Origin of the sequence: Halomonas campaniensis (assembly GCF_002211105.1) — a bacterium.
Classification (GTDB): domain Bacteria; phylum Pseudomonadota; class Gammaproteobacteria; order Pseudomonadales; family Halomonadaceae; genus Vreelandella; species Vreelandella campaniensis_A.
Genome location: NZ_JPUA01000003.1, coordinates 34,423 through 55,617, shown reverse-complemented (window position 1 = coordinate 55,617; position 21,195 = coordinate 34,423). Strand labels below are relative to the sequence as shown.

19 protein-coding genes are annotated in these 21,195 nt (G+C 56.2%); 12 read left to right on the top strand and 7 right to left on the bottom strand.

Going from position 1 to position 21,195, the window contains the following annotated elements:
* Positions 1–90: 90 nt before the first annotated feature.
* Together JI62_RS01450 and JI62_RS01445 are read right to left on the bottom strand one after the other, a co-directional pair.
* A complete protein-coding gene (locus JI62_RS01450; protein ID WP_088698460.1) occupies positions 91–1,050 on the bottom strand; it encodes a C4-dicarboxylate TRAP transporter substrate-binding protein in 960 nt (319 codons plus the stop codon).
* 107 nt (positions 1,051–1,157) lie between these two features.
* Positions 1,158–1,889, bottom strand: coding sequence for a GntR family transcriptional regulator (locus JI62_RS01445; protein ID WP_088698459.1), 732 nt, complete (start codon positions 1,887–1,889; stop codon positions 1,158–1,160).
* A gap of 355 nt (positions 1,890–2,244) precedes the next feature.
* Between JI62_RS01445 and JI62_RS01440 the strand changes: the two genes are divergently transcribed.
* From JI62_RS01440 to JI62_RS01425, 4 genes are read left to right on the top strand one after another with little or no spacing between them, the layout of a single operon-like run.
* Positions 2,245–3,804 (top strand): sensor domain-containing diguanylate cyclase, encoded by a 1,560-nt coding sequence (locus tag JI62_RS01440; RefSeq protein WP_088698458.1) that lies wholly within the window; start codon positions 2,245–2,247, stop codon positions 3,802–3,804.
* Between the two features lie 50 nt (positions 3,805–3,854).
* Positions 3,855–4,520, top strand: coding sequence for an ABC transporter ATP-binding protein (locus tag JI62_RS01435; RefSeq protein ID WP_088698457.1), 666 nt, complete (start codon positions 3,855–3,857; stop codon positions 4,518–4,520).
* A complete protein-coding gene (locus tag JI62_RS01430; protein WP_088698456.1) occupies positions 4,517–7,018 on the top strand; it encodes an FtsX-like permease family protein in 2,502 nt (833 codons plus the stop codon). Before JI62_RS01435 ends, JI62_RS01430 begins: the two co-directional genes overlap by 4 nt.
* Positions 7,015–8,205, top strand: a complete 1,191-nt coding sequence (locus JI62_RS01425) for a lipocalin-like domain-containing protein (RefSeq protein ID WP_088698455.1) — start codon at positions 7,015–7,017, stop codon at positions 8,203–8,205. The genes JI62_RS01430 and JI62_RS01425 overlap by 4 nt, the downstream gene beginning before the upstream one ends.
* 62 nt (positions 8,206–8,267) lie before the next feature.
* On the opposite strand, the gene JI62_RS01420 is transcribed toward JI62_RS01425, so the two are convergent.
* Both JI62_RS01420 and JI62_RS01415 read right to left on the bottom strand, forming a co-directional pair.
* Positions 8,268–8,585 carry a c-type cytochrome gene (locus tag JI62_RS01420; RefSeq protein ID WP_088698454.1) on the bottom strand — a complete coding sequence of 106 codons (318 nt, stop codon included), beginning with the start codon at positions 8,583–8,585 and terminating at the stop codon, positions 8,268–8,270.
* 101 nt (positions 8,586–8,686) lie between these two features.
* Positions 8,687–9,964, bottom strand: coding sequence for a PQQ-dependent sugar dehydrogenase (locus JI62_RS01415; RefSeq protein WP_088698453.1), 1,278 nt, complete (start codon positions 9,962–9,964; stop codon positions 8,687–8,689).
* A gap of 252 nt (positions 9,965–10,216) precedes the next feature.
* Between JI62_RS01415 and JI62_RS01410 the strand changes: the two genes are divergently transcribed.
* From JI62_RS01410 to JI62_RS01395, 4 genes are read left to right on the top strand one after another with little or no spacing between them, the layout of a single operon-like run.
* Positions 10,217–11,125 (top strand): 3-keto-5-aminohexanoate cleavage protein, encoded by a 909-nt coding sequence (locus tag JI62_RS01410; RefSeq protein ID WP_088698452.1) that lies wholly within the window; start codon positions 10,217–10,219, stop codon positions 11,123–11,125.
* The gene (locus JI62_RS01405; protein ID WP_088698451.1) at positions 11,122–12,075 is read left to right on the top strand and encodes an L-carnitine dehydrogenase; all 954 of its coding nucleotides are present in this window, start codon (positions 11,122–11,124) and stop codon (positions 12,073–12,075) included. The genes JI62_RS01410 and JI62_RS01405 overlap by 4 nt, the downstream gene beginning before the upstream one ends.
* Positions 12,075–12,530, top strand: coding sequence for a thioesterase family protein (locus JI62_RS01400; RefSeq protein ID WP_088698450.1), 456 nt, complete (start codon positions 12,075–12,077; stop codon positions 12,528–12,530). The genes JI62_RS01405 and JI62_RS01400 overlap by 1 nt, the downstream gene beginning before the upstream one ends.
* Positions 12,531–12,544: 14 nt before the next feature.
* Positions 12,545–13,366 carry an alpha/beta hydrolase gene (locus JI62_RS01395; RefSeq protein ID WP_088698449.1) on the top strand — a complete coding sequence of 274 codons (822 nt, stop codon included), beginning with the start codon at positions 12,545–12,547 and terminating at the stop codon, positions 13,364–13,366.
* 26 nt (positions 13,367–13,392) lie between these two features.
* Here the strand turns inward: JI62_RS01395 and JI62_RS01390 are convergent, their stop codons facing one another.
* From JI62_RS01390 to JI62_RS01380, 3 genes are all read right to left on the bottom strand, one after another.
* Complete coding sequence (locus tag JI62_RS01390; protein WP_088698448.1) at positions 13,393–14,391, bottom strand: ABC transporter substrate-binding protein; 999 nt, start codon at positions 14,389–14,391, stop codon at positions 13,393–13,395.
* 107 nt (positions 14,392–14,498) lie between these two features.
* Positions 14,499–15,479, bottom strand: coding sequence for a GlxA family transcriptional regulator (locus JI62_RS01385; protein WP_088698447.1), 981 nt, complete (start codon positions 15,477–15,479; stop codon positions 14,499–14,501).
* A 33-nt stretch (positions 15,480–15,512) separates the two neighbouring features.
* Positions 15,513–16,676 carry a GAK system CofD-like protein gene (locus tag JI62_RS01380; RefSeq protein WP_240513097.1) on the bottom strand — a complete coding sequence of 388 codons (1,164 nt, stop codon included), beginning with the start codon at positions 16,674–16,676 and terminating at the stop codon, positions 15,513–15,515.
* 264 nt (positions 16,677–16,940) lie between these two features.
* On the opposite strand from JI62_RS01380, the gene JI62_RS01375 reads away from it, so the two are divergent.
* Genes JI62_RS01375 through JI62_RS01360 form a run of 4 tightly spaced genes read left to right on the top strand, consistent with a single transcriptional unit; the run spans position 16,941 to position 21,172 of the window.
* Entirely contained in the window at positions 16,941–18,467 is a 1,527-nt protein-coding gene (locus tag JI62_RS01375) for an aminoglycoside phosphotransferase family protein (protein WP_141101292.1), read from the top strand.
* Positions 18,460–19,374 carry a GAK system ATP-grasp enzyme gene (locus JI62_RS01370; RefSeq protein ID WP_088698444.1) on the top strand — a complete coding sequence of 305 codons (915 nt, stop codon included), beginning with the start codon at positions 18,460–18,462 and terminating at the stop codon, positions 19,372–19,374. The genes JI62_RS01375 and JI62_RS01370 overlap by 8 nt, the downstream gene beginning before the upstream one ends.
* Positions 19,374–20,483 (top strand): HprK-related kinase B, encoded by a 1,110-nt coding sequence (locus tag JI62_RS01365; protein ID WP_088698443.1) that lies wholly within the window; start codon positions 19,374–19,376, stop codon positions 20,481–20,483. Before JI62_RS01370 ends, JI62_RS01365 begins: the two co-directional genes overlap by 1 nt.
* The gene (locus JI62_RS01360; protein ID WP_088698442.1) at positions 20,483–21,172 is read left to right on the top strand and encodes a histidine phosphatase family protein; all 690 of its coding nucleotides are present in this window, start codon (positions 20,483–20,485) and stop codon (positions 21,170–21,172) included. The genes JI62_RS01365 and JI62_RS01360 overlap by 1 nt, the downstream gene beginning before the upstream one ends.
* Positions 21,173–21,195: the final 23 nt, after the last annotated feature.

The window sequence follows — 21,195 nt, the reverse complement described above, 5'->3', positions numbered from 1 at the left end:
TCCTCCCCCTAAAAGGGGATTTGGACAGTTAAGTAATAGCAAAAGACAAAAGGCTGAAGCCCCCTGCCCTAGCAGGCAGAGGGCTGATACTCACTCTGAAGAAAGCAATTGATCACGGTACTGGTCGTAACCTAGCTCTTCATAGACGCTGCCCACTCGGTCGCGGAATACTTCCATATCCACTTCAGAAAACGTAACGCCTGCCGCTTCCATCCGCTCGCGCACCGAAGCTTGGGCGTCTGACGTCGCTTGGCTAGCAGCATCGCCAGCATTGATCAGTTCTTCATCGAGAATTGAGCGCAACTCATCAGGTAACGCCTGGTACCACTGCTCGGAAGTCGCAATACCGGTCATCAAATGAATGTGATTGGTTAGCGCCACGTGAGTAATGACTTCATGTAAGTTTTGACCTTCAGCAGCGGTTAGCTGCGCTTCGGCTCCATCAATCGAACCTAGCTGTAGCGCTGAGTAAACTTCTGACCAAGGCAGCGGCGTCGGAGTGGCACCCATGGCTTCAATGGTTTTCACCCATACAGGGGAGTTGATAGTGCGCACCCGCACACCATTTAAATCCTCAGGTGTGTTTACTTCATTTTGGGTCAGCATCTGCCGTGACCCCTGAAACCAGTTATAGTTGAGCAGTCGTAGCCCACTTGATTCTGCAAGACCCTCGACCCAATCCAGATAAAGTGGAGATGTTGTGATTTGGCTATAGTCGCGATGGTCTTCGACTAAATAAGGGGCACTCAAGATACCCAGCTCGGGTTGATACTCCGACAAACGCCCCGCATCGACTAAGATAGCGATATTGGCACCACTACGAATTTGTTCGATCACGTCTTCGTCAGAACCAAGCTGGCTGTTGGGGAAAATTTGAATGGTCAGTTCCCCCTCTGAACGCTCCTCTATTGCCTGTTTAGCGCTCTCCATTGCCTGGGCGATGGGGTCTTGAGGGCTCAACGCTATTGAGACATTAAGCTGGTAAGCGGCATGGGCCGAATGGCTTGCAACGACCAGTGCAACAGCAGGAAGTAATTTTGTGAGTTTCATTTCAGGCTCCTAAAGGCATTCATTTATTATTGATAATTCACCAGCCAGTTCAGGCTGATCCTTCGTAATGCGGCCTATGTTGCTTTTGTGTTGTTGTCTAGCGGGTTTTATATAGATAGCGCATGAGCATCGATGCCCACATTTTCAAACAATTCTGGAAAGCGGCGCTCTAGTTCAGGTAGCGAATGAAGTATTTCACGCTGGTGAATACTCATTGCCTGCTCCGCCGCCTCAGTATCCCCAGCAGATATCGCGTCCACTATGGCCTGATGTTGATCTGCCAGTTTGGGGATGGGTGTGGAATCAGGAATACTCAAATACCGCACCCTATCCAACTGTGCTTTAACATCTTCAATCACGTTCCATGCCATGGTTTGCCCCGTAGAGATTGCCAAGGTGCGATGGAACATCTCATCAAGAAAGAAAAAACGGTCATGATCTTGCCGCTCAATGCAGCTGCGCTGGCGCTCAATCAGTTCGTTTAATTCCATCAAAATGCTCGATGGGAGCGTGCGTTTAGCTGCCTCTAAAGCAATGGCAACTTCTAGAGACTCACGAATAAATCGTGCCTCCAACACCGCTTGGCGCGAAATGCGCACCACATAGGTGCCTCTTTGGGGCCGAACCTCCACCAAACCTGACTCAGAAAGGCGAATAAATGCTTCTCGCACAGGTTGGCGACTGACGGTAAACAAATTCGCAATCTCCTTCTCCGATAGCGCCTGCCCCGGCGCCAGCACCATCTGGATAATCGACTGCCTCAGCACATGAAATAGCCGTTGGCGTACCGATTCTCCATCGCGGGTTTCCTGCCATAGCGATTGTAAGGTTGTGTGCATTGCGCCTGATCCTGATAGCGAAGTTCGTGGCGGTAGCAGCCACAACTGATATGACTAGTATGGTAGTTGTATGGAAATAAAAAAAGGGAGAATGATTTACCCTTTAGTCGCACAGCCTGGCGAATGACCAATAGCCAAATTCGAAGAAATATCTTACATAACAGCGTGGCTTAGCGTATTTTTTGACTGTAGTTCTGTAACGTTGCAGGCATTTATGTGTAGGTATTTAACCAGCTAGTCGCCTAAAATGGTTTAATACAAACGAATGAATTCTATTATCACTGCCTAAGGTGGCAAGTGACATGGAAAAGTTGAGGCTGGGCTGCTGCGAGCCAACGAGAGCCAGGAGAGAATAATGCAGGCCATCCAGGCAAGTGATAATTCGAAAGACTTGGTCTTATCGACTGAATTACCGCCATTTTTGGTAGCAGATCTAATTAACTGCCCGACTCTTCCCAGTCTGCCATCGGTCGCTATCAACATCTTGAAAATAGCCCGGACTGAGCACCCGTCAGTAAACGAGTACGCCAATGCGATAGAGCGTGATCCCGCCTTGACCATGCGGATCATTACCCTTGCCAACAGCGCCTTTTTCTCGCGTAGCCATACAAAGGTATACGCCTGCCAGGAAGCAGCGGCCCGCCTGGGGTTAGACACCACGTTAGCAGCGGTAATGAGTTTCAGCCTGCTTCAAAACCGGGGCATTGACGTTCATTACCAGCGTGTATGGATGCGCTCCATCATTGCCTCGTTAGCAGCACGGCATCTTGCCGTCTATCTCTGCCCCGACATGGCGGGGCCCGTGTTTACGGCCGCCTTGCTCCAGGACATTGGCATCATGGCATTACGGGCGACCTACCCTAAAGAGAGCAACAATCTATATACAGAAATCGCACTCTCTCATCGGCAGCTATCGGAGTCGGAACAGCGGCTCTTTGGCTGTGATCACTCCCAGGTAGGCGCCTGGCTTGCCGCCAAGTGGGGAGTCCCGACGCCACTGGCACAGCGAATCTGCGACAGTCACGGCGAATACGACATTACCACCCCTGACAAGCTGTGCGTTCAGCTATCTGGCCCCATTGCCGATGCCTGGCTCTCGTCCCACCCAGCGCAATCGCTCGTCGCCGTGGTGCGGGAGTTTGAAACCTACCAGAGCGCCCAAACGATCTCTTTACGGCAGTTGCTGGAGAATATTCAGGAGCAGTTGCCAGCACTGGCCGACATGCTGCAGATGACGGCTCCCCCTTTACAGAATAACGAATCGCTACTGGCTGAGGCTCAGCAACTGCTGTTTCAACAAACGCTACAGCTCAAAGCGCGCCTGGATACCCACCAGGTGGAGCTCGCCTCACTCCGCCAGCGGCAAGATGAGTTGGAAGAGCGCTCACGAACAGACGTACTCACCGGACTTGCCAACCGATCCTGGCTGGAAGAGCAGATGCACAAGCGCTTTGTCCTGTGCCAGCAACAGTCCCGCATCATGTCCGTAGTGTTTATTGATCTTGACCACTTTAAGAAGCTAAACGATCAATACGGCCACCAAATGGGCGACAATGTGCTGCAAAAATTTGGCAAAACGCTACAGTCGCTCGTTCGTGACGGTGACCTTGCGGGGCGCTGGGGTGGCGAAGAGTTTCTGGTCGTTTTGCCGGATGAAGATGCCCAGTCAGCCCAGGTATTCGCCAAACGAATTGCCCAGCGTCTGGAAAAAACACCGATGGCTCACGATGATCAGGATCCCATTCATGTATCCGTCTCCATCGGTATCGCCTGTTTGGATGACGGTGGATTTGGCAGTGCGGATGAGCTTATTGATGCGGCCGATAAAAGTATGTATTTCATCAAGCACACAGGACGCGGTGGCATAGCGGTATACGGAGATCGGGGTGCGACGGTAACGCCGATTAACGACTAGCCCTTTTCATTACTGGAACGCCTCCCTCTATAGCAATATATGAGTCGCCTATGCTGGAACTTCGTCAGGTACATAAAACCTACGCGACGCCACAAGGCCCGCTGAGGGTACTCGAAGATGTCTCCCTACGCTTGGCCGCAGGAGAAAGCTTGGCGTTAATGGGTGAATCCGGGAGCGGCAAATCCACCCTCTTGCATCTTGCCGCTGGTTTGGATCTCCCCGACCAAGGGACAATTACCCTTGAAGGCCAGAACGTCGCCTCATTACCTGAGCCCGCCCGCGCCAAGCTACGCCGCGAGCAATTAGGGTTAGTCTTCCAGCAGTTTCATTTAGTCCCCAGCCTTACGGTGATCGACAATCTGCGCTTGCAGGCGCGCTTAGCCAAGCGCGATGACGCCGACTGGGCAAGCTACTTAATTGAGCGGCTAGGGCTGACGGGCTTGGAGAAACGCTACCCGGAACAGCTCTCTGGTGGGCAGCAGCAGCGCTTAGCGATCGGTCGCGCCCTGGCTCCCCGTCCGGCCCTCCTGCTGGCCGACGAACCCACGGGTAACTTAGATGAAACCAGCGCAGGTGAAGTGCTTGATCTGTTATTAAGCCTCGTCCACGAAACCCAGTGCGCCCTGCTCGTTGTCACTCATAGCCGGCAAGTGGCGGCCCCCCTCGATCGCTGTCTAAGCCTGCGCCTCGGCCATTTACTAGACACGGTGCTATGACCCAGGTTCTATCCACGCTGCTTAGCCACTACCGGCGTCATCCTGGCCAATTGATCATGCTGCTACTCGGCCTCTGGGTGGCCAGCGCCCTATGGAGCGGCATCCAGGCGATCAATGCCACGGCAAGGGACAGCTACGCCCGCGCCGATGCGCTGTTTGCCACCCAGCTGGATCAGCTTGAGCGGCGCGATGGCGCCCCACTCACCCGCGCCGAGTATCACGCCCTGCGCCAAGCAGGCCTGCCTGTTTCTCCTATGCTCGAGGGTGAAGTCGTTAGCCAGGATGGCACCCGGCTCACGCTGATCGGCATTGATCCGCTAACCCTGTCCGGCGACAACCCGTTTGCTCAAGCAGATACCTCTGCGGCGCTAAACGACTTTCTAACCCCTCCGTGGCAAACACGCCTAGCGCCTGACACCTTGGCAGCCTTAGGGATAGAGCGCGAAGATGCATCAGGCGCCACCCCGACCCTAGCAGAGGGCCAGCAACTGCCACCGCTGATTTTATCGTCAGCGCTCCCACCTAACACGCTGATTATGGATATAGCGGCGGCGGCGCGGTTGCTTGAAAGCGGTAACGAGATTACCCGCATGGTAGCCGCCCCGGGGGCGCTCTCTGAAGCACCGGCCGGCTTAACCCTCACCCACGCCACGACGCTTGCCTCCCCCGGCCAGCTTACAGAAAGCTTTCATCTCAACCTTACCGCTTTAGGGCTACTGGCCTGGGTGGTAGGGCTATTTATTGTTCAGGCAGCGCTAGGCCTGGCGCTGGAGCAACGCCTGGGCATGCTGCGCACCCTACGGGTGCTGGGTGTCTCAGGGCGCCGTTTAGTGGTGGCGCTAAGCGTTGAGTTACTCCTGCTCGGTCTGATCGGGGCACTTGCCGGCATTGCCAGCGGCGTTTGGCTGGCACATTTTTTACTGCCCGATGTCGCGGCAACCCTGGGCTCGCTTTATGGCGCAGGTGTGGGGCAAGAACTCAACCTGCCCTGGCACTACTGGGTCGGTGGGCTGGCGGTTAGCCTTGGCGGGCTACTGCTGGCGGGCAGCGGTGTGTTATGGCGCGCTGCCCGCCTGAACATGCTGGAGTTAGGTCAGATGCAGGCCTGGCGCCGCGGTTACCGGCGTCAATTAACGCTGATGAGCATCAGCGGTGCTCTCGCCTTGAGTATTGCGCTAGCGCTGTATACCTGGCTGCGCTTTCAGCCCCCTGGCGATGGTTTGGTGGCGGGCTTTGGGCTGATTGCCGCGCTGCTATTGGCCAGCGCGCTATGGCTTCCGCCCCTGTTAGCGCTACTGCTGAAAGGGCTGGCTTACCTTGCCCGTCGGCGCCCGCTTATCCACTGGGCAATGGCGGATATGCAGCTACAGCTCCCCAGGCTGTCACTGGCCATGATGGCGCTTCTCATTGCGCTAGCGACCAACCTGGGCGTCGGCAGTATGGTTGGCGGCTTTCGCCTCACCTTTTTAGAGTGGCTGGATCAGCGCCTGGTCGCCCCGCTCTATTTAAATGCTCCCAGCGAGCAGTACGCAGAGATTGACGCCTGGCTCGCTGACCGCCCGGAGGTGTCTGAACGGCTGCTGACTCGGCGCAGTGAGGCAGCCCTGCAGGCCGCCACCACGCCAGAAGGCAGCCGCTCAATAGGCTCGCCTATCGAGCTTTACGGCATTACCCCAGGTGAGTCATTAACCCCACACTGGCCGCTACTGGCCACCCTACAGAGCCGCTCATCCGCCTGGGCAGCCTTTAGCGAGGGGGCAATTTTTATTAATGAGCAGCTAGCCACCGCAGAGAACCTCTCCCCCGGCGACCAGCTAACCCTTAGCGCGCCGGGCGCCAATGAAACGCTGGCCATCGCCGCTATTTATCCCGATTACGGCAACCCCAGCAGGCAGGTGTTGATGGCATCGCCCCAGCTTGCCGCTCGGTTTGATGCGCCGCCCAGCTCCATGGGCTTAGTCCTGAGTGATAACGCGGATGTTGATGCCCTGCGCGCTGCCCTGGGCGAACGCTTTGACCTCGGTAGCGATGCGCTGAGTGATCAAAGGGAGATCAAGCGCATCGCTACCGAGATTTTTGAGCGTACCTTTACCATTACCCGCGCCCTCAATGGCTTGACCCTAGCGGTGGCAGCTTTGGCTCTGTTCGCCAGCCTGCTGACCCAGGCGCGCAGCCGGCGCCAACAGTTAGCACCGCTATGGGCACTGGGCGTTCCCCGCGCGCAGCTGGCACAGTTGAATCTGGCACAACTCGGCGGCACAGCATTAGTCACCGGCCTGCTGGCGGTTCCTCTGGGCATTGCAATCACCTGGGGCTTAGTGGCCATCATCAATGTGGCCGCGTTTGGCTGGCGTCTGCCGCTCTATCTATTCCCCTGGGAAATGGCCGTTACCCTGGCGACCGCCGTGGGTGTCGCCCTACTGGCGGCCGCACTGCCCACGCTGCGTTTCTGGCGCGCCTCCCCACGCGCCTTACTGGCAGAAGAGGCCAACCAATGAGCTTACATAAATGGTTAACTCTCAGCCTACTAATCAGCGCTTCGCTAACGCTCTACGGTTGTGGAGAAGAGCAGCCAACCGACAGCAGCAGCGCAGGCTTTGCCGGTTTGGGGCAAGCGGCTGATGGTTTTCAGCATGCAGAACCCAATCAAGCCATTCGCTTTCCCCAAGACCATGCCGCTCATCCGGATTACCGTATCGAGTGGTGGTATCTCACCGCTAATCTGGAAGATGCCGACGGTGCGCCCCTCGGCCTGCAGTGGACGCTGTTTCGTCAGGCGCTTATGCCACCCAACGAACGCCCTGAACCAACACCCTGGGCCGCCGATCAACTCTGGATGGCCCATATGGCGATCTACCAAGGCGAGCAGCATCAGGTAGCCGAGCGCTTTGGGCGCAGCCACTCCCAAGCCGCGCTTGAGCAACCCCACGATGCCCAGGCTGGCGTCATCGCCAATCCGTTCCACGTATGGTTAGACGACTGGCAGCTTAAAGCAAATGAAGAGGTCGATAATGCCGGCTTCAATGATCTCACCCTCACTGCTTACAGCGGTGAAGACTCTTCACGTTTTGGCTATACGTTGGAACTTACCGCCGAGGGGCCGCTCGTCTTACATGGCGAAGAGGGATTCAGCCAGAAAGCCGCTAATGGCCAGGGCTCTCTGTACTATAGCCAACCCTTCTGGCGCATAGAGGGCGACGTTACTCTCAATGGCGAGACCAAAGCCGTCAGCGGCCGCGGCTGGCTGGATCGTGAATGGAGTAGCCAACTGCTTGATGCCCGCCAGTCCGGCTGGGACTGGTTCTCGCTCCATCTGAATGACGGCCATAAACTGATGGCGTTTCAGCTACGTGGGGGTGGTGCCAGTGATGACGACAATGAAACCGAGCAAGGCGCGAACTACCGCTCCGGCACCTGGATTTCGCCGCAGGGAGATACCACGCCTTTAGCCACCGACGACATCACCCTCACACCGCTGGCAACCTCGTCCGTTGCCGGTCGCGAAGTACCCACCCGCTGGCGACTGGAAATAGCCTCAGTAGAGCTCGATATCACTATCGAAGCGCCCCACGCCAACCGCTGGATGACCACCAGCGTGCCCTACTGGGAAGGCGGAGTAGTGGTCACCGACCGCACCAGCGGCGAATCACGTGGCGTAGGTTACCTGGAAATGACCGGGTATTAACAATGGCGAATTGTTTTGCCAATGCACAGGGCTAATACACAGAGCTAATTCACAAAGCTAATTCACTCGGCATTATCTACGATGTAAGCGGCGAGGTTAGCGATATCATCATCAGACAAATCAGTGGCATTGGGGATCATTAAGAAGGAGTTTGATCCCACCTTTTCCCCCGCCCGGTACGTCTCAAGACGCGAAGTGATGTAATCCGCGTCCCGCCCGCTCAGCGATGGAAAGCTCGCCATTCCTTTTCCGCTTGGGCCGTGACACTGAGCGCATGCGTCCGCATAGAGTGTAGCTCCAGCGGACTTATCTGCCGCCTGTAGAGTAGCCGACCCCATCGCCAGCGCCGTCGCAGTGACGCAAAACAGAAATATCTTCATGGTGACCTTTTCCCGGTAGAGTGGTCTTTAACAGTAAGCTTGAGCCAGATTAAGGTGAGTGCGCAGCCGCACTGCCAAACGCCAGCGCGGCTGCCTATAGCTCACTCCGGAGCGATACGGTAAATGCTGCCTTCATCAACTGCCGTATAGAGATCACCATCAGGGCCCAGCACCAATGACCGGAAGCGGGCCGCCCCCATGGGCACCGGCATTTCGGCAACGTCGTTGACCGAAAGGCCATCTTCCGCGATATCGATCAGATTAATGCGTTGCCCCACCGGCGTTCCGCCAAAACCAATCCCCATAAAGCCAACCAGCAGACGTCCGTCCCAATCCCCCCACTGTTCACCGGTTAAAAACTCAGTAGCCACCATACCTTGCGAAAGACCATCATTACCCCAGGCAGGCTTCATGGCATCGGGGTAGGTTTCCAAGTCGGTTACCGGCATATAAGCAGCCCGCTCTTTGGGATCCATCCCTTCGGTCTGGTTGGGTTCATAACCGCAGTAATCGTCCGGGCAATCACCACGCCCCGCCATGTTAGGACGCGGATCCCAGCCACTGTTGCCACCATTAACGAGCGCATTGATCTCATCCGAATGCCAGGGGCCATGCTCGGTCACGATCGGCTGACCTGTGCTCGGGTGGAAAGTGATGCCTTGTACGTTGCGATGACCGTAGGTATAGATACGTGGATCGAAACCCTCAGGCGGTTCGTTGCCCTCGGCAGCCTCGCCATTCCGGTCAATACGCAGCACCTTACCACCAAGGAGTTCCGGTGACTGAGGGAGCTCACTGTTATGGTTATCGCCAGTGGTCACATAAAGATAACCGTCATCGGGACTGAAGCGGATACGGCCCCCATTATGAGCGCCAGCGTCGCCAAACGGATGATCAGTGGCAGCGGGTTTGTACGGGATGTCATCGACAATATCAGTGCGATCAGAAACTTCATCAAAATCACTGTTCACTGTCATGCGCAGCACGCGATTAGTGCGTGGCTCAGACATGTTGGAAGCAGAGTAGACGTAGATCGTCCGGTTTTCGTCAAAATCAGGATCGACAGCAACACCGTTCATACCAGCCTGCCCCTCGCAGACAAGATCATCCGCTGTGGTGGCATAGTCGTCCGTGCCTTCCATGCCTAGCAGGTGCTCTACCTCACCATCGGGTAGCCTTACCGACAGCCCTCGACAGCGTTCGGTGTAAAACATCGTCCCATCAGGTAGAAAGGCCATATCCCACGGGTTTTCAAGACCGGTTAACACCTCAGTTTGGCTGAGTTCAGGCTCATTGGCAGTCGCAACGGCGGGTAAGCCGATGATCACCGCAGAAGCGATGAACGTAGATAGCGGCCGCAGAACGGGTTTATAGGACATTGAAGGCACTCCTTCATAACGTTGTTTGTACTTGTTATCAGCTTGGCTATGGGCTTATTTAGTTTAGATCGGCAGCCATGGCGGTCAATATTTACCGCTCCCATAGTGAGGAGTGAGGAGTACGGAGTAGTGAATTAATTAGCGAGGATCAAAACTGCATTTTATGTATAGCGAATGTCGCTTTACGACAACTAATGTTTGCCCACCGCGACACACTGGTAAGCGAATAAACTGCTGACTAGAGAGCTCGCCATGAATCGCAATGTCATTCTCACCTGCGCCGTAACAGGCGCAGGTGATACCACCGCTAAAAACCCCAACGTACCCGTCACGCCCAAGGCTATCGCCGCTTCCTGCATTGAAGCTGCACGCGCCGGGGCCAGCATCGCGCATATCCATGTTCGCGACCCGGCAACCGGCGGCATCAGCCACTCGACCGAGCAATTCCGCGAAGTGATGGAGCGTGTTCGCGAAGCGGATGTGGATATCGTGATGAACATCACCGCGGGCGGCGGCGGTGACTGGATACCCGATGTAAGCGACCCCACCCGCGGCGGCCCAGGCACCGATATTCAAACGCCCGCCGAGCGTCATGCCCCGGTGGGTGAGCTGCTTCCAGAATTGTGTACGCTGGATTGCGGCAGCCTCAACTTTGGCGACATGGTCTACGTAAACCCCGCCGACTGGCTGCGCGAGCACGCCCGTTTGGTGCAAGCCGCAGGCGTTAAGCCGGAGCTTGAGTGCTTTGATCTGGGCCATGTCTGGTTTGCCCGCCAGCTTCAGCAAGAGGGCTTGATTGACGGCGACCCGCTCTATCAACTCTGCCTGGGTATCCCCTGGGGCGCCGAAGCGGATACCGAAACCATGCTTGCCATGCGCAACAAGTTGCCAGAAAACGCCAACTGGGCCGCCTTCGGCATTGGCCGCCATCAAATGCCCATGGTCGCCCAGGCGGTGCTGCTGGGTGGCCACGCCCGTGTCGGCTTGGAAGACAATCTGTTTTTAGAAAAAGGCGTGCTGGCCAACAACGGCCAACTGGTCGAGAAAGCGTCAACCATTATTGAAAACCTCGGCGCCCGGGTAATGACACCTGCGGAAACTCGTGCCCATCTTAGGTTACGTGACCCAGAATTGCGCACCCCGGCAGGAGGTGACGTATGAGCCGTTTAGCCGTTATTGGTACCGGCGTGATCGGCAATGGCTGGATTGCCCGCGCCCTCGCTCAAGGCTGGGACGTGGTGGCGTTTGACCCAGATCCTCAAGCACCAGCGCGCACCCAATCGTTTATCGACAACGCCTGGGCCTCTTTAACCCAGCTCGGCTTAGCACCCGATGCTAGCCCTGAGCGATTAACCTTTGCGGATACGATTGAAAAGGCCGTGGATGGCGCTGACCTGATTCAGGAGAACGTACCCGAGCGCCTACCGCTCAAGCAAGAAATTCTGGCCGCCATTGATGCCGCTGCCGCGCCGGACGTTATTATTGGCTCGTCTACCTCCGGCTTTAAGCCTACCGACCTGCAGCAGCAGTGCCAGAAAGCGCCTGGTCGCGTGATCGTCGCTCACCCCTTCAACCCGGTCTATCTGCTGCCATTGGTGGAGCTTGTTGGGGGCGAATCAACCCAGACCGCGCAGATTGCCACCGCCCAGAAACTCTATCAGGCCCTCGCCATGCGGCCATTAGTGGTTCGCCGTGAAATAGAGGGCCATATCGCCGACCGTCTAATGGAAGCGCTGTGGCGGGAAGCCCTCCACTTGGTCAACGACGGCGTCGCCACCACCGAAGAGATCGACGCGGCGGTGGTTTACGGCTGTGGGCTGCGCTGGCCGTTGATGGGTACCTTTTTGACCTTCCACCTGGCGGGCGGCGAGCCAGGCATGCGCCATATGCTGGAGCAGTTCGGCCCGGCGTTAAAACTGCCCTGGACCAAACTGGAAGCCCCGGAACTCACCGACGAACTGATTGATAAAGTGGTAGCAGGCTGTGAACATCAGGCCGCGGGTCGTTCAGTAGCCACCCTTGACCGCCGCCGGGATGACTTTCTGGTCGAGCTGCTTGAAGTAGTGCAAAAATACTGGCCGGAAGCCGAAGGCTTGGAAGGACGCATTTAATGATCATTTATAAAACCCAGGTCGCTCCCGAGTGGGTCGACTACAACGGCCATATGAACGACGCGGAGTACGCCCGCGTCTTCTCCCTGGCCTGTGAAGCACTGATTGACCACATTGGGCTGGATGAAGCGGGCCGTGAGCACTACGGCTATACGATCTATACCCTGGAAACGCACCTCTGCTACCGCCGCGAGGCCCACCAAGGCCAAGCGCTAAACGTAGGTCTTACATTGCTCGATAGCGACACAAAGCGCCTGCATGTCTTTTTCAGCCTGTTCGATGACGAAGACAACCTGGTAGCGACCAGCGAGCAGATGCTGATGGGCATGAAACAAGCGTCTGGGCGTCCAAGTCCGTTTCCTGAAGCGGTCGCGAATCGCATTGCAACACTGCCCAAACCAGATAGCGGTGCCTGGCCAGAACTTGCCGGTCGCACCATCGGTATTCGGCGCTAGAGATTACAGTAGCGATGAACGTAGACGCCTTTATTCAGCGCTTTAGCGCAGGGCTGGCAGTCATGGAGGAGCAGCCCCTGCCTGAGGCAAGGCGCGCTTACGACAAGCTCTGCCGCTCGTTCGCCCCACCCGACCCAGACGGTATGCGGGTCGAAGATGGCAGTATTAATGGCGTTAGCGTGCGCTGTTTTACTCCTCAGCAGCAAGCGCCGGGTGGCGTGCTGTTTATACATGGCGGCGGTTTTACCATCGGCTCAACAGAGAGCCATCATGGTCCCGCTGCCAATTTGGCCCAGCAGCTTGAGCGCGAAGTGGTCAGCGTTAACTACCGGCTGGCACCGGAAGTAACGTACCCCACCATGCTGGCAGACTGCCAAACGGTGTTAACAGCCATTCAACCTATTGCCCTGGTGGGTGACAGCGCAGGCGGGCGACTAGCTATCGACCTTGCCCACCCGCTAAGTGAAGCGCCGCCGCTGGGGTTAATCTACCCGCCCGTTGGCGAACTTTCGCCAGCCTGCCTGGGTGAAGATGCCCCACTGCTTTCGCGCCACGATGTACTCAGCATTCGCGAACAGTGCCCGGAGATTATCGCCACACAGCGGGATGGCCGTTCTCCTGCCCAGAGCATGGAAATCCTGACAGTAGAGCACGACCCGCTAACTCAGCCCATCGAAGCCGCAGTGGCCAACTGGCGAGCAGCAGGCGCCTCCGTGGGCTATCGTAGAGCGCCGCAGATGGTACACGCCGCCCTTCACGCCCAATCGCAGCTCCCCGAAATGGGCAGTGCGTGGCAGGATTTCTGCCACGCACTCAAGCAGCGGCTTGATGGATAAATAAACTATTTAAGAACCGAACCGGGTTAAGAATCGAACTGGGCCCGCACCTGTTCAATGGCGGATTCGCCATCGCGAGTTTCAACACCGTCGAGCCACTCAGCCACGGTGTCAAGATTATTACCAATCCACTCATGGGCCACTTCATCCGCAGGGCGGTCTTCGTAGCTATACTCGTGTACCCATTCGTTCTGGTCTTCGATATCGATCACGTATTGCGACAGGAAGCGGTGAACCTCCTGCGCTTCGTCCGCCAGGCTGGCTGGGGTAATCGTCCATACCGTGCTTTCAATGGAGGCAATGCCCGCATCATCGCTATCGGCTAAATAGGCCAAATCGAAGCTCACGTTCATCCAGTGGGGCTCCCAGCCGACAAAGGTCACCCACTCCTCATCGGCCATTTTCTGCTCAGCCTGGGCCAGCATGGCCGACGTGGAGCTTTCACGGAGCTGCCAATCGCCTAACCCGGCAAGGTCATTATCGATGGCGTTGAGAATGGCATCGTTGATGCCGGTGCCCGCTTCAATGCCCTGGATTTCACCATCAAAGCGGTCACGGTGTTCTGCCAGTTCAGCGACCGTGGTAACGCCGGCATCGTACACATACTGAGGAACCACTAGCCCGGAATTGGCGCCGCGGATATTGGAAACGACTTTTTCTACTTTGCCGTCGGCCACCAAGGGCTCGACCATATCGGTCTGAACCGGGTACCAGCCGCCTAAATAAATTTCCAGATCGTTACGCGTTAGGCCTTCCAGAATAACGCTCACGGCTAAATCCTGCTGGCGGGTCTCATACCCCATGGCCTCGAGTAGCTGGGCGGCCACTTCGGACTTCACCGTCACTCCAGGCCACGGCGGCACCCCAAAACGCAGTTCATCAAGCTCCGCCATGGCCGGAGTGGCAGCAAACGCAGAGAGCAAAAAGCCAGCTGTTACCGACAATGACTTGGTGGTGGGAGAGAGGGTCTTGGTAGAGATGGCTTTGGGAGAGATAGTCTTGGGAAAGATAGTCGTGGCAGACATTTAGCTAAACCTCTTATTCGTTGGGTTTAGTCAGTATGCGCGGCTGCCTCCCTACTACTAGGCATAAGGCGACGTTTATCAGGCCTTACACGACATTCATTGCGTTTTTAAAGGTCTTTCTCCGCGATAGCAGAACGTACCTGGCGAGGCGAGTAGCCGTAATGGGCACGAAAGGAACGCGCAAAGCTTGACGAGGAATTAAACCCACAGGCTACGCCCACCGCCAGCACCGCGAGATCGGTCTCCGCCAGCAGCCGTCGGGCGCGCTTAACGCGCAGCTGCAAATACCACTGGCGCGGGGTTACGTTTAGCTCCTGCTCAAACAGGCGCTGTAGTTGGCGCACCGATACGTCTACTCGGCTGGCTATCTCTTCGAGGGGAAGCGGCTCTTCAAGGTTCTGCTCCATTAACGCCACCGCCTCCACAACCCGTCGGTTATGCGTACCTAAGCGCTTCACCAACGCCATGCGCTGCTGATCGCTTCGGGTACGAATCCGGTCATGAATAAGCTGCTCGGAGACATCGATGGCCAACTTCGCGCCATGCCGCCGCGCAATCACTTCAAGCGCCATATCCATCGCCGCTGCCCCACCCGCGCAGGAGAAACGCCGCTCACCCAACTCGTAAAGCTCATCAGTGGTATCAATGCCCGGAAAACGCTCGCGAAAGGCGGGCAGGCTCTCCCAGTGCAGCGCCACCCGTTCGTGTTTTAACAATCCTGTCGCGGCGAGCAGAAACGCCCCGGTATCGATACCGCCCAGACAGCAGCCCACCTGATTCAACTGATGCAGCCAGGCCATTAACGGCCGGGTAAGGTGCGCCTCAGGAGTGAAGCCGCTGCACACAGCCAGAGAAGGCAGATGGTGCACCTCCGCCGTTGCTTGGTCGGCCATCAGGGTCATGCCGTTAGACGCCGTCACCGGCCCGCCATCCGCGCTAATCAATGTCCAGTCGAACAGCGGGCGATGGGCGATGCGGTTGGCAATTCGCAGCGGCTCCACCGCCGCAAAAAAGGCCATCATGGAAAACTGCGGCAGCAGTAAAAATCCGACCATTTCAGGCAGTGGGCCCTGATAACTAAGACGCATGGCAATGCCTAAAATTTCTAGAGTGTATGGATATCAGGTCAACCCCAGCAGCGCTTCAGCCAGCTTAACGTCATCATAACGGTGGCTGTCGGCGTCCTCCGGCGCAAGATCCAGGTCAATCACTTGTATTCCCATTTCATCGCGGATCGTCTCAATCTGTTGGGGAGAAACACTGAGCAGCTGCGAATCAAAAAGTAAAAAATCAATGCAAGAGCGCTTAGACGACAAGAGCTCCAGTGTGCCAGACAAGTGTGCATTGAGCACTTGAACCTGATCCACCAGGGTCATGCCAAGCGTTTCAAGATCAGTCCCCAAACTCGGCACATACACCTTGGCGGAAGGGTTCTTAGCCAATGCTCTATCCACCCCTTTGGGCAGCAGGTTGGCAATGACACTGCTGTAAAAACTGCCCGGCGGGAAGACAATCAGCTCTGCCGAATCGATAAGATTACGGGTCTCTTTGCACACCTTGGAGGCATCCAGGGTATCGATATCATCCGCCTCACCGGATAATTTTATCGCTTGGATAGGCGAATCGATTTCAGCCATCTCTTTGCCGGTAAAGCGGTGCTGGCCGATAATTTTTCGCCCATTCTCTAGCAACACCTCCAGTTGAAGGTTGGCGTCTGTCGTGGTGCGAACGGTGCCGCGGGTTTTGATCAATTGGCCAAATAAAAAGGCGATGGGATCAAGAGAGCGTTCATGAATCAGATAGCCGCCGGTCAAGATAAGGTTCCCCACGCTGGCGCCAGCGAGATTAAAATCCTTTGGCATATGTTTGTAGAAGGCAGCGATATAGCTCTGGATCAGCGAACGCATGGGTTCCGCGATCGCTTTAAGCAGCGGATGCTTGGCAGTGACAAGGGCCTGCAGGTTTTGCTCAAGGGCTGCCTTTACCGCGGCGTCGTCTCGCCCCTGCGCCGCTAGCCGATGAGAGAAAAGCGCCGCCACTTCTGGGTGACCAGTGACTGAGTCGTCAGCCAGCGCCAGCAGGCGCGCTCTCAAGTCGCCCACGGCAGGCATTGCGAAGGCCCGGCGCAACTCTGCCGAGCTGCCCCCAGAATCAAACGGCGTCACCAGATGAATGGAGTTATGGGTATAGTCCGTCAACACTTCTGAAAAGCCTTTCAGTGCCGTACCGCCACTAAAGAAGAGTATTTTCGGCCCCAGCTCGGGAGCTTTTCGGTATCTGGCCAAGCGTAGATCCCATCCCCTGTCAAGCGCACGGGGCAGACACAGCCGGCTACAGCTAAAACGTCTTTTTTTCATACAACTCTTTGAACTGTAAGAAACATGTAACGTAAATGACGGCACGGTTATTTATACTGGTTACACTAAAATACAGTGGCTATCCAAGCGCACTTTATCTCGGTGAGGCAGCGTATCAATACGTCGATTTTGGAGCATTTCTATTTTCTACGATTCGAAGTTGAAAATCACTTCGAGTTAGTTGAAGTTTATGTGACCCAGCCTAGTGAATCGCTCGCGCAGCGTCTCATCAATCGTAAAGGGTATAGAAACACGCTGCTGGAGAAGGTCGAGCTTGCCGTCGCCATGGATGTGCAGCGACGCAAAGTCGATGGACAGGGTTTTCAACAATCCAAATCCCTTGAGCGCTTAGCCCGGTTGCTTGACCAGCTTGGCCAAGCCTGCCTTGAGTTCACCGCAATCAAGGCACTAAAACAGCTTCCCGATAAGTCACGAAAAGAGTACACCAAGCTGATTCGGCTGGTAGGTAAGTCATTGAAGCTTGTGATCATTAACATCGATGATGCGAACATTCGCCAAGGTCTTAAAATAGGCCGTCGGATACCCAAAATAACCCACCGTTTAGCGACGGCTTTCGCCCCTGACAATTCAGGCGCCAAAAACAGCGCCGTGGTGGATTTTCAGCTTCACCGCATGATCCACCTGCTCTCAGAACTCGCCGACGCGCTACTCGCCGCCAACTTTGGCCCCGCCGTTCGCTTACAGAACTACAAGCAGCTGCAAAACGCCGCCCATGCGATGACCGCCCAGAGCGAAGAATTTACCGTTGAGCGGCTGGCGCTTACCCGCAGCGGCAGCACCATCGCCACACTGAAAGCCGAGCATGCCGCCTCCGGCAACAGGATGGCCGTCTACAAAGAGGGTGAAAGCCAGAAAGTCATTGAAGAGTTGTATGGGGTCGATCAATGGAAGCGGGTCTACCCCAAGGTGGCGCCCACGGTGCTCTCGCACCATGTGGAGCAAGGGGGCGAGCTGGGCTCGATGGTCATCGAACACCTCCCAGGCCGAACCCTCGAATCACTGCTGTTAAACGGCCAGTGGAAATCCGCCAAGCAACTGATGCGCACACTCCAGCGGACGTTGAGAAAAATCTGGAAGAGCTCGCGCACTCCAGAGCCCGCGCAGGCCGAGTATATGCAGCAGCTGCGTAAACGCATGCCGGAGACCCGCCACACACACCCCACGCTGTTTAACGAACACCAGATGATTTGCGGACTGCCCCGCCCCAGTTTTGACGAGCTGATTGATCGGGTTGAGCCCCTTGAGAGTCAGCTTAGGGCGCCATTCTCAGTGCTGATCCACGGCGACTTTAACGTCGATAACCTCATCTACGACGACCTCAAAAATCGCATCTACTTTATTGACCTGCACCGCGCCTCCTACTCTGATTATGTACAGGATCTCTCCGTACTGATGGCGTCGATTTATCGGCTGCCCATTATGGATGCTGGCCCTAGAGCCGAATTAATGGCATTAATCGGGCAGCTCTATCAGTTTGCTGGCCGGTTTGCCAAGGAGAATAGCGATACAAGCTTTGACGCCCGGCTGGCGATCGCCTTAGGTCGCTCCTTTGCCACCTCCACACGCTTTATTTATGACAAGCCTTTTGCCACCAGGCTCGCCCTTAGAGCGAGCTATCTGCTAGAAGCCGTAACGCTTCTAAACCCTGCAAATATTGAGAAGTACCGGCTTCCCCTAGAGGACATTTTTAGTGATTAATAAGCGGATTGCAGTCATCGGGATACCTGGCAAATGGTCAACCGACGTATTGGCGAATCATTTAGAGCAGCGCACCGGCTACCGCTGCGTCGTCGATATGGCGGACGTCGTGCTGGAACTTGAAACCGGCCAGTTGCGCTATAAGGACACTCTGCTCAATGCACTCGACGGGGTGATCATCAAGAAGATTAGTGAAGACTACTCACCTGCCGCAGACGACCGGCTGCGCATGCTCAGCAGCCTCGAAGCGGATGGTGTGCGCTGCTTTAGCAGCCCACACCAGGTAAGCCGTTTGATTAATCGACTGGAAGGCACCGCCGCCCTGGCGGCAGGCGGCGTCCCGCTGCCCCCAACGCGGGTTACCGAGAGCACGGCTGCAGCGCTGGAGGCGATTCAAGCGTTCGGCAAAGCGATCCTAAAGCCGCTCTACTCAACTAAAGCCCGCGGCATGGTGGTGCTAAAAGCGGCAGACGGTGTTAAAGCCAACACCCAAAAGCTTGAAAAGTTTAAGGCTAAGCATGGCCTGTTTTACCTTCAGCAGTTCGTTAACCTGGGCGGACAGGATCTAGGCATGGTATTTCTAGGCGGCGAGTACCTGTGCACCTATGCCCGTGTTAGCGATGGCAAAGCCTGGAACACGACGATCCACAGCGGCGGCAAATACCAACGCTATGAGGCCAGCCCTGAACTGATTGAACTCGGCCGTAAAGCCCAGGCATGCTTCGAGCTCAGCTTTACCACAGTGGACATAGCCTTGACCGACGAAGGCCCCGTAGTGTTTGAGGTCTCCGCCTTTGGCGGATTTAGCGGGGCAAAAAAAGGCTGTGGCATCGATGCCGCCGAAAAGCTGGGTGACCATGTGCTGAGCCAACTCGAGACAGAGGCAGCGACAGCAGAGGCAGGCTAATGATCAACCTTTTTGACGACCAGCACATCATTCAGGCCAAGGCCGCCTGTCACTATGCGCTACCGCTGACGTTCAATGGCTTAACGGTGCGCGTGCTGGCCGACCAACCGGCCATTCTTGACCACCTGGAGGTTTACTATGCTGGCTTAACGGCGTCGGGTCTGCTCCCAAAAGAAGTCCCTACCGTTGATCAGCCGGAACTACCGGTATGGCTTCTGGATCAGCAGGTGGATACCAGCAGCCGCGAGTGGACAGCGGTCAAGCGGGCCAAAACCAGCGCGCTAGGGCTGAAAGAGGCCTACGTGGATACGCCTCAAGGGCGCTGGATTCATAAAGTACGCACCGGAATGGTGCTGTTCCAGTCGTTAACGGCGCCGGTCGCGGTGGGTGAATTAACCCAGCACTCCTCACAAGTCATCAACTTTATTAACAACCAGTTTCTTAATCATCATCAACGCGATGGTTATCTGCTTGGCCACGCCTCGGCGTTTGCTATTGATGGCAACGTCACGGCCATCGCCGCCAGTTCCGGTGGCGGTAAATCCACCCTGATGCTGAAAGCGCTGGAAACCGCACAGGCGCGTTTTCTCTCCAATGACCGGATTCTGTTTAAACCCGACAACGGCCAAGTAAGCGTTCTCGGGGTCGCCAAACACCCCCGGGTTAACCCGGGCACGCTGATCAACTCTCCACGCTTGATCGACCTCCTACCCGCGCAGGAGCGCGTCCGGTTTGAGCACATGCCCAGCAGCCAGCTATGGGGTATCGAGCAGAAGTACGATGTGCTGATCCCTGACGCCTACGGTGCGGATAAAACCGCCCTATCCGGCACGCTAAAACACTTGGTTCTGCTGGACTGGGCACTAGACTCAACCGCACCCACCGCGCTGAGCAGCGTGGATATTGCCACCACGCCAGAGGCTCTGGAGGGGTTACGCAAAAGCCCAGGACCATTTTTTCAACACGCGGATGGCAGCTTTCCCACTGAACAAGCCCAATCTGCCCAGATCTATGCAGACCACCTAGCGGGCGTTGAAGTACTGCGTCTCACCGGCGCTATCGACTTTGCACGGGCCATTGCGCTACTCCAAGAGAGGGGCATTCTCTAATGGTGGCGCTGGCACTGATTCGCCACGGCGAGTATGCGCAGTTGGCGAATACGCCCAGCGCCCTGCAGCCCTACCCCCTCACGGAAAAGGGTGCGGAAGAGGTTCGAGAGCAGGCGCAGCAATTCGGCGAATGGCTAGCCACATCAGGCTATCAGCTCAATGCCGAGATACACTGCTCGACGCTACTAAGAGCCTGGCAAACCGCCGAGATCTACCGGGAAGAGCTAGCCCCGTTTTTTATAGAGTCATCCTGCTCGCGCAGCTTTTCAGCCCTATGTGAACGCAGCGTAGGGGCACTGGCCAACCTGAGCGTTCAAGAAATAGAGCGCATCGTTGCTTTAGACCCCCGCCTTGAGCCGCTTCCAGCGGGCTGGAAATCAACCAGCGACTTTAGACTACCTTTCGATGGCGCGGAGTCCTTGTTAGAGGCTGGCGAACGGGTTGCTGCCCATCTACAAACGCTTTTAGCGCCATCGCCACGGTTTGCGGGTAAGCAACTGCAACTGGTGGTGGGTCACGGCGCCTCCCTTCGCCATGCGAGCTATCATTTAAATGTCATCCCCTTCAGCGATATTAAACGGTTAAGTATGTTTCATGGTCATCCGGTCGTTTTCGAGCGGCATCACCAAGGCTGGAGCCGACGGTACGGCAACTGGAAACAGCGCCAGTCGGCAGACCCACTCGATTAAACAATAGCGACCTATAAGATGGC